At 42.9% G+C, this 13,201-nt stretch carries 10 protein-coding genes; 5 read left to right on the top strand and 5 right to left on the bottom strand.

Features of this window, described 5'->3' with window-relative positions; genetic code table 11:
- Window positions 1-124 precede the first annotated feature (124 nt).
- Window positions 125-1,576: a formate transporter FocA gene (focA, locus tag J4N40_RS18585; protein ID WP_250654644.1), complete on the bottom strand. Its 1,452-nt coding sequence runs from the start codon at window positions 1,574-1,576 to the stop codon at window positions 125-127.
- Between the two features lie 301 nt (window positions 1,577-1,877).
- Between focA and J4N40_RS18580 the strand changes: the two genes are divergently transcribed.
- Together J4N40_RS18580 and J4N40_RS18575 are read left to right on the top strand one after the other, a co-directional pair.
- Entirely contained in the window at window positions 1,878-2,783 is a 906-nt protein-coding gene (locus tag J4N40_RS18580) for a LysR substrate-binding domain-containing protein (protein WP_005376369.1), read from the top strand.
- Between the two features lie 228 nt (window positions 2,784-3,011).
- Complete coding sequence (locus J4N40_RS18575; protein WP_017634175.1) at window positions 3,012-3,494, top strand: DUF1097 domain-containing protein; 483 nt, start codon at window positions 3,012-3,014, stop codon at window positions 3,492-3,494.
- 153 nt (window positions 3,495-3,647) lie between these two features.
- On the opposite strand, the gene J4N40_RS18570 is transcribed toward J4N40_RS18575, so the two are convergent.
- Window positions 3,648-5,282 carry an ATP-dependent endonuclease gene (locus tag J4N40_RS18570; protein ID WP_138940256.1) on the bottom strand — a complete coding sequence of 545 codons (1,635 nt, stop codon included), beginning with the start codon at window positions 5,280-5,282 and terminating at the stop codon, window positions 3,648-3,650.
- A gap of 268 nt (window positions 5,283-5,550) precedes the next feature.
- Here J4N40_RS18570 and J4N40_RS18565 point away from each other — a divergent pair, with 268 nt between their 5' ends.
- The 3 genes from J4N40_RS18565 to J4N40_RS18555 all read left to right on the top strand — a co-directional run bounded on the left by J4N40_RS18565 (window position 5,551) and on the right by J4N40_RS18555 (window position 9,406).
- Window positions 5,551-7,293: a bifunctional metallophosphatase/5'-nucleotidase gene (locus J4N40_RS18565; RefSeq protein WP_138940257.1), complete on the top strand. Its 1,743-nt coding sequence runs from the start codon at window positions 5,551-5,553 to the stop codon at window positions 7,291-7,293.
- Between the two features lie 622 nt (window positions 7,294-7,915).
- Window positions 7,916-8,935, top strand: coding sequence for a TerC family protein (locus J4N40_RS18560; protein ID WP_053307682.1), 1,020 nt, complete (start codon window positions 7,916-7,918; stop codon window positions 8,933-8,935).
- A gap of 279 nt (window positions 8,936-9,214) precedes the next feature.
- Window positions 9,215-9,406, top strand: a complete 192-nt coding sequence (locus tag J4N40_RS18555; protein ID WP_005376351.1) for a hypothetical protein — start codon at window positions 9,215-9,217, stop codon at window positions 9,404-9,406.
- Between the two features lie 186 nt (window positions 9,407-9,592).
- Here the strand turns inward: J4N40_RS18555 and J4N40_RS18550 are convergent, their stop codons facing one another.
- The 3 genes from J4N40_RS18550 to J4N40_RS18540 all read right to left on the bottom strand — a co-directional run bounded on the left by J4N40_RS18550 (window position 9,593) and on the right by J4N40_RS18540 (window position 13,194).
- Window positions 9,593-10,150 carry a PhnA domain-containing protein gene (locus tag J4N40_RS18550; protein ID WP_005376350.1) on the bottom strand — a complete coding sequence of 186 codons (558 nt, stop codon included), beginning with the start codon at window positions 10,148-10,150 and terminating at the stop codon, window positions 9,593-9,595.
- Window positions 10,151-10,439: 289 nt separating this feature from the next.
- Window positions 10,440-10,649 (bottom strand): YgdI/YgdR family lipoprotein, encoded by a 210-nt coding sequence (locus tag J4N40_RS18545; RefSeq protein ID WP_005376349.1) that lies wholly within the window; start codon window positions 10,647-10,649, stop codon window positions 10,440-10,442.
- Window positions 10,650-10,785: 136 nt separating this feature from the next.
- Window positions 10,786-13,194, bottom strand: coding sequence for a VolA/Pla-1 family phospholipase (locus tag J4N40_RS18540; RefSeq protein ID WP_138940259.1), 2,409 nt, complete (start codon window positions 13,192-13,194; stop codon window positions 10,786-10,788).
- Window positions 13,195-13,201 lie beyond the last annotated feature (7 nt).

The following is a 13,201-nucleotide window of genomic DNA, read 5'->3' as shown; positions in this document are numbered from 1 at the left end:
GATACACTAAAAGCGCTCCTTCACTTGAGAGCGCTTTTTTATTATCTTAATCACATCACTAACATCGATAAACCCGTCAGTGATAGCGATTGAAAGCCAATAGACGTTGTAAATGTTTAGCGAATTACGCTGTTTCTAACTCGCTTTTTTCCACTAGGTTTAAACGCTCACCAAAAATCGGGCGTAGTGCTTTTAATACTTCAGTACGAGTAACCACCCCGACCATCTGCCCCTTTTCAAGCACAGGAAGCACTTGTGGCTTACTTACTTTGATACTTTTAGCGCGTTCTTCGAGAGACAAAGACGTCAAGCGAGTGGCAATACCCATACTGCTCGCTGGGTACAACTGCTCTTTATCGATACATAGGAATTCCACAACATCAACGAGGCGATCACCAGCGTCAATTGCGACCACATCTCGGCTCATGATGTCGACGACTTTTTGGTCTTTCACCGGAATGTAGTCCTCACACCATAGTTCTACCATCACATCGTGAGCAGAGAAGAAGCCAACTAATCGATTTTGTACGTCTACAACAGGTGCGCTAGTTACGTTGTTATCAAGTAACACATCCAGCGCGGCTGCAATTGGCGTTTCTGCACGAATGGTGACTGGCTTTGGGTTCATAATGTCTTTAACAAAAGAGGCATTTTTCATGGTGAAATCCTTAACTGACGACAGTGTTGTAGTTGTAGTGATAGAAGAAATATTCGCTGCTTTTAGTTCTGGTCGGCGAAAAATACACCAGTTTGAAAGGCCAACTAATACCGCTCCGCCGACGATGTTGCCAAGCGTGACAGGAATTAAGTTAGCGGTAATAAAGTGGCTAATGTTTAGGTCTGTGTATTGTGACGCGGGCACACCGACAGATGCCCAAAAAGATTCAGGTGCAAAATTCGCGATAACAATACCAAGTGGAACCATAAACATGTTCGCAACACAGTGCTCAAAACCGCTGCTGACAAACATTGCCACAGGCAAAATTGTCATTGCTGCTTTTGTCATTGCATTTGCAGAACTAAATGTCAGCCAAATCGCTAGGCAGACCAACAGGTTACAGAGAATACCGAGTGCAAACGCTTGAATGAGAGTGTGGTGAAGTTTGTGTTGTGCGATGTTAAGCGCATTTAATCCCCATTGACCGCCATCCATCTGATAAAGACCAGCAGCAGTAACCAACGCAAGTAGGAACATCGCACCAATAAAGTTACCAACGTAAACTTTGCCCCAGATCGAAAGCATCTTACCGAACGAGATTTGCTTATTGGCCCAAGAAATACTGGATAGGACGGAGCTGGTAAATAATTCACCACCGCAGATCACTATGAGGATCAATCCCATGCTAAATGCGAGTCCACCAGCTAGGCGGCTCAAGCCCCAACCAGCGCCCGTACTGCCGGTGGTCACCGTGATGTAAAACAAGAATGCTAACCCGATGAACGCGCCGGCCATAATGGCGAGGCTTAATGTCATACTGCTGGTTTTGTTTGCCTTACTTAACGCAAATTTTTCCGCTTCAACCATCATCTCTTTTGGAGAAAAATACTGGTGATTTTGAGAACTGGTCACCGCCATATTGACTCCTTAATTTGTAATCGCATAAAAAATCCTTGGTTATTAACTCAAAAATGAAATTGTTGTTTTTATTAAGAGCCTCAATGACTTCGGTTTCAAAACCATTGAGGCTTGCGGTGTTCCCGAACCGCGTACTCAGAATAGGGAGAACGGTTAGTAAGGTAAAATTGATAATATTTAGAAACCTCATCAAATTAATTGATAACTTTACGGGGCTAGGTAAAATGAACTCTATTGCTTATTGGGGCATGCTTTAACAATTGTGGGGATTGGGAAATACCCACTAATAATGGAGGACACTTTGCGCTACTCACTTAAGCAATTAGCGGTTTTCGACGCAGTTGCAGATACCGGCAGTGTAAGCCAAGCCGCAGAAAAATTGGCTTTAACACAATCAGCGACGAGTATGTCGCTTGCGCAATTAGAGAAGATGCTTGGCAGGCCGTTGTTTGAGAGGCAAGGCAAGCAAATGGCGTTAACCCATTGGGGGATGTGGTTACGACCAAAAGCAAAACGCTTGCTACAAGATGCATTGCAGATTGAAATGGGCTTCTATGAGCAACATTTATTGAGTGGTGAGATTCGTATGGGAGCGAGTCAAACCCCAGCAGAGCACTTAGTTCCCGACCTTATCAGTATCATTGATAATGACTTTCCAGAAATGCGTATTTCCCTCGGTGTACAAAGTACAAAAGGGGTGATTGATGGGGTATTAGATTACAAGTATGACTTAGGGATTATTGAAGGGCGCTGTGATGATAACCGTTTACACCAAGAAGTATGGTGTCGTGATCATCTTACTGTTGTCGCAGCTTCTCATCATCCTTTTGCGCGTAATCAGTCTGTTAGCCTTGCGCAGTTAGAGCAAGCGAAGTGGGTACTAAGAGAGCATGGCTCTGGCACACGAAAAACATTTGATAGTTCCATTCACCACCTTATTGAAGATTTGGATGTGTGGCGCGAGTATGAACACGTTCCGGTGTTACGTAGTTTAGTTGCTAATGGTCAGTACCTTACTTGCTTACCGTATTTAGATGTAGAGCGATATATAGAAGCAGGTCATCTTGTGGCATTAAATGTACCTGAGTTAAAAATGGAAAGGACGCTTTCATTTATATGGCGCTCAGATATGGCAGAAAACCCATTAGTCGACTGCATTAAAAGAGAGGGGCTGCGAATGATGAAAGGGAAGCCTTCAGTTCTTTAAAGGTTGATTAAACATGCCTACGAGATGAGTTGGGTTTATTCCCCAAATCTGTTGATTTATCGGTTGCGTCAAACTTTTAATGTAAATTGTGAAAATAATAATATCTTATTGTGATCAGTATCACCGATAAGCTGAGCTGATGTATCTAACATGTGTCCTTGATTTCAATGTATGAAGGCAGTTATTGAACCATATAGGTACGATAATAGCCGAGTAGGTATGACTACCATGACGACACTTTTAGCTATTTCTATCACTACTGGAATTTTATCTGGCGTATGGGGTTGGATCGCCATCTCTTTAGGTTTGCTTTCTTGGGCTGGTTTTTTAGGTTGCACGAGCTACTTTGCAGCGCCAACGAGCGGATTGAAAGGACTAGGCATCAGCTTAATCACCAATATGACAGGCGTATTCTGGGCAATGGTAATTATTCACGGTTCCACTTACGTGGGGTTGGAAATTATTGGCTATGTGATTACCGCTATTGTGGCATTCTTCATGTGTATTCAAGCTAAACAGGCTTGGCTCGCGTACATCCCTGGTACTTTTATTGGTTCATGCGCAACATTTGCGGCTGACGGAAACTGGCAACTTGTCATTCCATCGTTGTTGCTAGGTGGTGTGTTTGGCTATCTAATGAAAGCGACAGGGCTATGGTTGCATACGAAATCAACCGCTACTTCTTCTTCGCTTGCTGAGCAAGCACAGTAGTGAACCCCCGATCTTATTGGTATCCACTGTGTATTGAGTTTTATCCCTCTCAATACCCTTAATCAAAATTAATGATGTTTGATACAAGCACACCAAATTGGTGTGCTTTTTTTGTATTACAAGACAATACGCTGAGTGTAAAATACGTCTAACTCATGTATTGCCGTTGGCCATGGTAACAACGCGTTTAAGTGTCCAGCGCAGAAGAACAGGAATACACTCCATGCCTTTCTCTTCACAATGAGAAACAATAGCCAAAGCTAAGTCCGGTTTTGCATGTTTTTTCAAAACACGATTTACGACTTTTTTAGCAGGGATAGGGTGGTCATGAGGAACTTTGATGATGTCCTTAAAGAAAAGTTCAAAACCATTGTTGTACAGAAAGTGCTCGATGTCTCGGTCGGGTAACTCCGTAAGTCGATGCCTTTCCTGATCATGGTCGAGCTGTGCTCGCACTGCATGCGCGTACTTTTTCCCTGCTGGGTCGCCATCGGTAACGACATGCCAATCAATACCAAACTCTTTTGCTACTTTGATGAGTGATTTTAGACCTGATTGAGCAAACTCAACGATTTGAACCCCTTCGGCAGCCAAGTCATACCCGCATTGACGAGCCAGTTCATGAAAAAGCCAAACTTCGGTTTCGCCTTCAACAAGTAACCAGCACCGCGCAAATAATGCTCCTGAACGATGAAAACGAATATGGAAACCAATTCGGCGCAACTCGTCTCGACCAAACTTTGTTGAGTTTAAACTCTTAGCGATGGTTCTGTCTGATAGCCGAATTAAACGTCGAATTGAATACAGTGGAACAGAACCGAGTAACGTGCCACTGTTGGTGGTTAATATCTTTTGCATTGGCAACAATTGCAATAAGGACCACGCTCTCGCTAGATGAGTTGGATGCAGTCGACCTTCTGGATCTTCAATGATCAGTATTGGTCTCGCACAGCGCCTTAAATCGGTGGGGCCTTTAGCTTGAAGATAGGCATTGAGTAACCCCATTAAGAGCAAGCGGCTTTGTTTGTCATTGGTTTCTTTCAAGAACTGACTCAAACCTTTATCAGAGGAAGGGCTTGTATAGAAAAGACCATCACGAGGTTTGCGTGGGTTACCTTTACTGACACTTCTGAATGCAAAATAGTGTTCAACAAGCGTTTGCATTGAGTCGAGGCTACTACGAATCTCACCTTTATTCACATGGCCAGGCATAGCCAATAAGCGTCGACAGGTGTTGTTGATTCGTTTTTCAATCCGAGCATTTTTACCATCGCCGTTGACATGGTTTAAATCTGGGAAGCGTCGGGAGTCGCGTAGTCGGATTACAGGATGAAGTGTCATTAACTCAATAGCGAGTTTCTCTGAGTGGTGAAGTTTTTTGGGTTTGCCGTTATGCTCCAAAAACGCGTACTCTGTATTAATGCCGTGCTCATCGCGAGACGCACTAATACGATAGTAAATGACTTGCTCACCATCTTCGTTGGTGCACCATGTAGGCTTTATGCGTCTGTAGCGTCCCGCTTTTACTTCGTTTTTATCCTGTGCTTTAAAACAAACAATGATCTGTAAGTGTTGTGTTTGTGGATGAGAAATTGAGTAGTCAACGTGAAAATCTTTCAGTTTGAATTGATACAATGAGCCATTGGCAGGTAATGCGATGGAAAGGGCATCGAGTAATGATGATTTGCCCCACGTGTTTTCACCGATAAGCGTGGTGAGTTCGTCAAAAGAGAGTGAAAGGCGTTTGATGCCTCTAAACCCGGAGATTTCGATGCGTTCTAGTCTCATCTCAATCCTCCTTGCAATTATTTGAATTATCGAGAGTTATTTTGCTACTCCTAAGCATATATGAATTCGAAATTTTTGAGTTAAGCTCAGTTCACAAAATTACGAGAGCCTCTTACTGAATAGAGACCGTTACAAGCGAGGCTTGCTTTCAAAGCCGGGGCACAGCATCGTGATCACTTAAACATGAAATCCTAAATCGCAGTTTCATAAAATTCATGATTCTGTCATGATTCACTTCTTATTATTATAAGGAATGAAAAAAGAGAAGATGAAGATGAATAACAATCATAAGCCAGTGAGAATCAAACTGGCACACATCAATGACACACATTCCTACTTTGAACCAACGTCATTACAGTTAAAGCTTAAGATAAACAATGAACTCACGCTAGAGCCCTATGTCAGTGCTGGCGGCTTTTCTCGTATCGCAACCCGAGTCGAGCAGTTAAGAGATGATGCTCAGCGCCAAGGTCATGGGATGTTGTTCCTCCATGCCGGAGATTGCTTCCAAGGTACGCTGTATTTCTCATTATTTAAAGGCAAAGCCAATGCCGACTTATTGAACGCATTAAAGATTGATGCAATGGCGTTAGGTAACCATGAATTAGATATGGGGAATGAGCCAGTTGCATTGTTTTGCCAACGTACTCAGTTCCCATTGCTTGCTGGCAACTGGGATTTATCCAATGAATCACTTAAAAAACCTCACCGTATCAGTGATTGCAAGGATGTATATAGTTACCAACCGGATACACAGAGCGCTCAATACATTGTTAAAGAATTCCATGGTGAGCGGGTCGCGATTTTCGGATTATCCATAGATAAAATGAGCGACATCGCAAACCCTGATGCAGACACGCCTTTTCACTCAGCAATTGAAACCGCCAAGGCGACCGTAAAACAAATCCATTCATCAGGTATAAAAAATATTATTCTTCTGAGCCACTTAGGTTATGAAGGTGATTTAGAGTTAGCTGAGCAAGTCTCAGGTATTGGTATAATTGTTGGTGGACACAGCCACCGGTTGCAAGGTGATTTTTCATCAATAGGGTTAGGACAAGACGATCCCTACGGTATCAAAATTAATGATACCTATGTGGTGCAAGCGGGTTTCCATGCTTTGACAATGGGGCACTGCGTCATTGAGTTTGATGAACACGGTAAAGCAACGATGTTGAGTGGACAAAATGAACTGTTGCTTGGCCGACGTATTTTTTGGGACTCGACGCTAAACCAACAGCTCGACCAAGGTGTATTCGAAACCGCGTGCGACTTCATCCATGGTCAACCGAATGTCGTGGTTTGTAAGAAACACCCGGAAACTCAAGCGATCCTGAGCGATAAATATATTCCTCAGGTCAGGCAGTTACAGTCACAAGTCATTGCTAGTGTTGACACCAAAAAGCGTCATGTGAGAATTCCCGATGAATTTGGTGAGAGTGAGTTAGCTTCCTCCGTTGCCCGATCATTTCTGCACTGTTTAAACAAACGTGGATATGACGTTCAATTTGCAATTCATAATGCGGGTGGCGTGCGAACCTCTTTGAACCCTGGCAACATCACAGTGGCAGACATTGCCGGACGGCTGTTGCCTTTTGCCGTTCCTATCGGCTTTTACGATGTAAAAGGCAGCGCTATTCGCCGTGCACTTGAAGGCGCGATAAATAATGCACTCAACAATGGCGTAGAAGGCACTGGATCTGGCAGTTATCCGTACACTTACAATTTAAACTTCGAGTACCACGCAGATGCCCCAAAAGGTGAAAGAGTTCAATCATTAGTGATTTTTGATGGCAAACAATGGGTTGGTGTTCAAGATGATGTTTGGTATCGAGGGACTTCTTCTGCCTATACGATGAAAGGGAAAGAGGGGTACGACGCATTGCAGGAGATGAAAGGAGAAGGGCGTGTGACCAGTTTGTCCATGGCTGATTGTTTTATTGAACTCCTGACCGATGAGCCAAACTGTTTGAATCAAAGTCACAAACTTTACACAAAGCGACGTCGATAATAGATACTGGTATTGATTTTGCTGCTCTCCACTTACTACATGGGTTGATGAGGATGGCAGTATGTGGAATAAAGATTGGGCAGATACGGCAGTCGTGGTTGCCTGGATCGCAATTTGGTCAACACTGGTCTACTTTGTGCCTCTAAGCGGCTTTTGAATTGCTAAGAATGTGGATGTTACAAAAGGGAGCAGTAATGCTCCTTTTTTGTATCTATCTTCCCCGTTAGGGCCCTAACTAATGAAGAGTTTGTCTTGAGCCATTTGCTGCTTTTTGTCTGTTTACTATAGTTCAGGTGGTTGAATCCATTTCTTTCTTTTTATAGTGCTTCCTGATTTTTGATAAGAATTTTATTTCGATAAGACAAGGTTTTTTTGTTGGAAAGCCTGACGCTCGGCGTTATTATGTCGGCGTTTGGGGAGTAGTTAGCGCAAGTTTACTTATCGTCATCTCGTTAAGCATCAGCTTATCCGGTAAGTAAAGGTGTTACGTGGTTCATTCACGTCAACACTTCAACGAGACCAACGCATTCATTGACTAGCAGCACATAATCGTTATGTGGCTGTTGGTTGTTATTGTCTGCGGAAGGTCACCCAACGAAGTCCTTCCGCCATGGGAGGAAATATGTCTCTTATCGAAAATACCACCCAATTGAGCCAATCGGTGCCTCTTCAAGAATCATTAGCGATGTATGGTGCTTTTGGTTTATTTACCCTTGTTCTTGTTACGCTTGATATCTATCAAACACGTGGTGGCGCTATCACGATGAAAAAAGCCATCGTTTGGAGTGTTTTTTGGTTCTTGCTTGCCTTTGTTTTTGCAGGTTCTATTTATTTATTCTGGGACTTTTACGCGCCACATAGCGCTTATACGAACGACAAAGCAACGATTTCATTCTTAACTGGTTACTTACTAGAGAAGTCGCTAAGCGTGGATAACTTGTTTGTGTTTGCCATCATCTTTGCACAATACAGTGTGCCGGAGCATTTGCGTCCGAGAGCATTGCTTTGGGGGGTGATAGGTGCGCTAGTTTTACGCGCTGTCATGATTGCGGTTGGTGCTCAGTTACTTTCACAGTATCACTGGGTATTGTACTTATTTGCTGCTTTCCTTATTTGGACGGGTGTTAAGCTAGCTCGCGACAAAGGCGAAGCAGAAGAGGTTAATCCATATCCGGAGCAGTTGATTCGAAAGGTATTGCCAGTTACAGATGACTACCAAGGAAATCACTTAATCTTAAAGCAAGCTGGTAAGTGGGTGGCAACACCGATGCTGATCGTTGTTGGTGTCATTGCAGTAATGGACGTTATGTTTGCGTTGGATTCTATACCAGCTATATTCGCGGTAACACGAGAGCCATTTTTAGTCTTAGCCGCGAACGTATTTGCATTACTGGGTTTGCGATCGCTGTACTTTGTTCTTCAAGCAATGTTAGACAAGTTTGTATACTTAAAACCAGCATTATCAGTAATCATGATGTTTATCGGGGTAAAAATGCTATTGGTTGGAACAGAATATGAGATTCCTACAACATGGTCTCTCACATTTTTAGTTGTTGTGATGACATCGGCAGTGGTGGCATCACTTCTAAAAAATAAAGCGAAGCGTCAAACTAGCGTTAATATTACTAATCAAAAAATATAAAGTAAGCACTAAAATCAAAAGAAATAACGAAAAATATTGTTAAATATATGTTGTTTCTTAAGGGGCAATTATGCAGGTAATGTTCAGTTATTCAATGTAATTACAGCAATTGTGATTATTTATGCCGTTATTATTCATTTGTATTTTTGAGTTTTGTAATGAGTTTGTTTTATTAGAAATTCTAATTTGAATGGGTAAAATTTGTCATTTCTTAAACAATAAGAAACTGACTAATATACAACCAACTAAACAGACTACTGCTTTTAAAGAGAGGCAATCATGGCACAAGCAATGCAAATGACAAATGTAGCTTTACCAACCTCTATGGATAAGAAAACCTACGCGGTTAACTTCAAAGGACTGATTGCTCACTTACTGGACATTCTATTTGTAGATAACACTGCGCCACGCAGTTACTACGCAGAAGACTTGTCAGCACATATTCAAAAAGACATCGGTATGTACCGTTGATATTGAAATAGTGTAAGAAATACCGGCCTATGAGCCGGTATTTTTTTTATTTGTAAAACATGCCTACTCAACCTACGCCCTAGAAAAGAAACACTCTAGAGGAGGTAGACATGATAGTAGATTAAGTGTTGTATAGAAAAACGGGGCACCATTGGTGCCCCGTTTTGACATGACTGAAGTGCGATATTACTTCTTGCGGCAGTATTCTGCGATCACGTACATCGACTGACCACCATTTGCCTTACCCGAAACTAGCTTTGGATCATCGCCAAGGCTAATACCACGAATCACGGTACCTTGTTTGATTACTTGGTTAGTGCCTTTTACTGGTAGGTCTTTAATTACTGTTACATCGTCACCTTTCTTAAGTTCAGTGCCGTTACAGTCAACCGTTTTATCGTCAGCAGACATCCCTTTCATTGCCCAGTTCATTTGCTCTTCTTCCATGTACATCATGTCAAGAGCATCTTGAGCCCAGCTTTCTGTGTTTAGGCGAGTGAGTTGGCGCCATGCAGTCACTTGTACAGCAGGAACCTGGCTCCACATACTTTCGTTTAGACAACGCCAGTGGTTAATGTCTTTTGGCTCATCGATCTCACCCAGACACTTATCACAAACCATGATGGCAGTATCAACCGTCACATTACCGTGAGGTGGGACAGCGTATGCAGTTAGTTGAGATTCAGAAGAACACAGTTCACATTTTGACTCGCAGCGCGCAAGCAGAGTAGCTTCAATAGACATAAGGACTCACCTTAGTAATGTTATTTTGTGGCGGTATTATCCACTTTATCCTGAGAAATAAAAGGGTGTTAGCGAATTAAAGATTAGATTTTACAATACTCCAACCTGATTAAGGTGAAGATGTAAAATATTCGCTAAATAAATAATACGGAAGTATAAAAGACACTATTAATTGTTTTGGCTTATGAATTAGTTGTGTCAATTTCTACAACGATTACAAGCCTAAAAGAGGTAAATGTAGAGAGAGGGTGGCTAGAACATAGCCCTCTAATTTACAGAGGGCCTGTCGTTAACGTTCGACAATCTGGACAATTTGCTCTTTTGAAATACTCATTTCTTTACCATCCATGTCTTCATACTCGTACATACCCGTTTCCTCGTTCAGGTCTGGTTTACCGTAAGAGGTAATAATTTTCCCTTCATTTGTCGACATCAGATATTGGCTACTTCCGCATGCAGCAAGAAGTAATACAGTGGCAATAACAGTCAATACGCGCATAGAGTTTTCCTTTTAAACAAGTGAGTTAGGCAAAGACATCGTTTTAACTATAGCAGAGGAAATATGAGTGGGTTTGAATACAATTGAAATGAAAAAGCCCAGTAGAAACTGGGCTTTGGTAGGAAGGGCGTTACGATTACTTCAAAACAGAAGTGTTAGTGACACCTGTTAGTGTTTCATCCATCAAGAAGTCAGTGTTTTCCATCTGCATCTCTACATGATGATCAATATCAGACAGAGTGCCATTTGGCGAAGCAAAAGTACTGTGCGATGCAGTAGCATTAAACTGTACAAAGCTCGCAGTTGCATTCACAGTAGTGTCCGTACTGTTCACAGTCTTCAACCCTAGCTTATTAGCGAGCGGTTCAGTACCCGCGAATGGTGCATTTGGAACGCTGTTTGGTACTGTGCTATCGCCATCCACTTCTGTCATAAAGAATGGTGTCGTTAGCGAACCAGATGCCACTAAATCTGAAGCGTTTGTGAACGGATCGACAGTGTCTAGTGTAGTCTGTGCTGCATAGATAAATTGTGAAAAACCTGCTTCTAGCGCTGCTACTTGAGCTTCCGTTGCCGCAGCCTCAAAAGCTTCGTAACATGTTTTATCTTCTAGATCCGCACATGATGCATCAGCGTAATTCGCATAGTCTTTTGATGCTGCATAAGCGAGGTTATGTTTGATCTGAGGGCCGTAATTGTCTGAACCCAGTAACAAATTACCAATTTGTCCACCAGAGTTCTGTACTGATGCAGAACTAAAGGTGTACAGCGCATCCGCAGAAGGGCTGCCCAGTGTATTGTTTGCTGCTGCGACGGCAGATGTAGCTACAATACCGCCAAGTGAATGACCTAGCATTTTGACTTTTGAACCCGTCATTGGGTTGAAGCCTTGCAGAGGACCTCCAGCTAAAAGACCGCCTTGAGCAGATACTACTAAGCTAGCGCGCAAACCTAACACATCCAGAACACTCTGACGTAGGTTGTCACGCGCAACGGCTAAGTTGGAAAGATTTAGATAAGCCAGTACATTCGCATTTGCGGAACGTTGTTCATCTAAGCTGCGCGTACCATGAATAGGTAAGTCAATAGCGATAACTGCCACACCTGCTTTTACCATATTGAACGCGAACGCGTACGCATTCTCTTTCGCTGAGGTGATGCCGTGTTGATAAATCACAACGTCTGTCGCGACGCCAGATTTAGGTGTGAAGACCAGTACTTCGACATCTTCAACCGATTTCACTACGGGAACAGGCGAGTAGCGAGTAATAATACGCTCACTATCAAGCTGGGTACCATCGGTAAGAGTAAGCTTAGCTCCAACAAGTTTTAGCTGCTCTGTAGGATCTGTAGCAAGCTTTGTCACATCAACAGGATCATTTGCAAAAACGCCTGTTGATAGCTGCTGAACCATGTTTGCTTGCTCGTTCGGATCCGCTAATGCTGCGCTTAGCTTCGCTAGGCTTGGCATCGCAGATACCATTGGTTGCATGTTCCAGCTTGCGCCTTTTTCCAAGTAATGAGGCAGTCTTACCACACCTTGTGTCACGCTTACATCGGCACCTGATTGCATGTAAAGGCCTTTAATTGCCGTTTTAGCTGCGTCTAGATCGCTAATGTATTTACTAAAGTCATCGTCAGAGTCTAGCGCAGTGCTAAAGTCTTGGGTTTCACCGAGCGTTATTGTGTAGGCCGTTGATAAGTCAACTGAACCTTCGTTTGAGTCATTTTTGTAAACGGTATTTAGTGTGTTTGCGCCAGTAGAAAAACCAGTAGCGGTTACTCCTTTGACTGCCGCTAACGTATCACCTACTGACTGGGTGCTGAACCATGAAGAATAAACGATGTCTGCAGGGTTTACTTTGGCAATACCAAAAATTCCTTCAACCGCCTGAGTGACTGCTTGAACAGAAGCAAGGTCGCCAGTTTCATAAACGATCTCTTTCGATTTACCAGTTGCATAGCTTGCAGATGTACCAATTGGCTCACCATTTACGTCAGTAACATCTTGTGTGACCGCAAAAATGTACTCGCTTGACTCATCAAGTGCAGCCAAGAACTGGATGTATAGAGAGTTACCTTTTGCTTGAACTACGTAGTCTTGGTTCTGAACAAGCTCTTCTTCGATTGGGTTAGATTTGCGGTCCCACTCGGTTAAGCGTTGATTAATCTTGATGACTTTAACACCAGACGACAGCATGCCCGTTGCAAAACCGTCTCCGTTGAAGTTAAGAACGATTGGCATAGACGTTGACCATCCATCCATCGTGTTCATTGAGGCTCTAGGGTTGGTTAAAGCATCATCGCCATCAGTTGGCAGACCAAGCGTACCATCGCTTGTGTCCATTAATAAGTAAGACGGTGCCGGTACATCTGCGTTCGCTCCTTGAAGCGTAAAACTGATGGATGTTTCGCGATCAAGCAATGCTTGGACTTCATCTTCAAATTGAACTTTGTCGGAAGTACCAGAACTGGAGGTATCATCACCACAACCAGCAAGAAGGATTGCAGAACAAAGCATTGATAATTTAAACGTGTGTTTCATTGGTTTA

The sequence above is a fragment of the Vibrio sp. SCSIO 43097 genome, from assembly GCF_023650755.1.
Lineage (GTDB): Bacteria > Pseudomonadota > Gammaproteobacteria > Enterobacterales > Vibrionaceae > Vibrio > Vibrio alginolyticus.
Note: the sequence above shows the minus strand (reverse complement) of the source record. Positions and strands in the feature narration are given on the sequence as shown.

Bases quoted from the DNA above. Each gene is read 5' to 3' on its own strand.
- J4N40_RS18545 (WP_005376349.1), bottom strand. From the start codon at position 10,649: ATGCGCGTATTGACTGTTATTGCCACTGTATTACTTCTTGCTGCATGC.
- J4N40_RS18540 (WP_138940259.1), bottom strand. From the start codon at position 13,194: ATGAAACACACGTTTAAATTATCAATGCTTTGTTCTGCAATCCTTCTT.
- J4N40_RS18555 (WP_005376351.1), top strand. From the start codon at position 9,215: ATGGCACAAGCAATGCAAATGACAAATGTAGCTTTACCAACCTCTATG.
- J4N40_RS18565 (WP_138940257.1), top strand. From the start codon at position 5,551: ATGAAGATGAATAACAATCATAAGCCAGTGAGAATCAAACTGGCACAC.
- J4N40_RS18570 (WP_138940256.1), bottom strand. From the start codon at position 5,282: ATGAGACTAGAACGCATCGAAATCTCCGGGTTTAGAGGCATCAAACGC.
- J4N40_RS18550 (WP_005376350.1), bottom strand. From the start codon at position 10,150: ATGTCTATTGAAGCTACTCTGCTTGCGCGCTGCGAGTCAAAATGTGAA.
- J4N40_RS18575 (WP_017634175.1), top strand. From the start codon at position 3,012: ATGACGACACTTTTAGCTATTTCTATCACTACTGGAATTTTATCTGGC.
- J4N40_RS18560 (WP_053307682.1), top strand. From the start codon at position 7,916: ATGTCTCTTATCGAAAATACCACCCAATTGAGCCAATCGGTGCCTCTT.
- focA (WP_250654644.1), bottom strand. From the start codon at position 1,576: ATGGCGGTGACCAGTTCTCAAAATCACCAGTATTTTTCTCCAAAAGAG.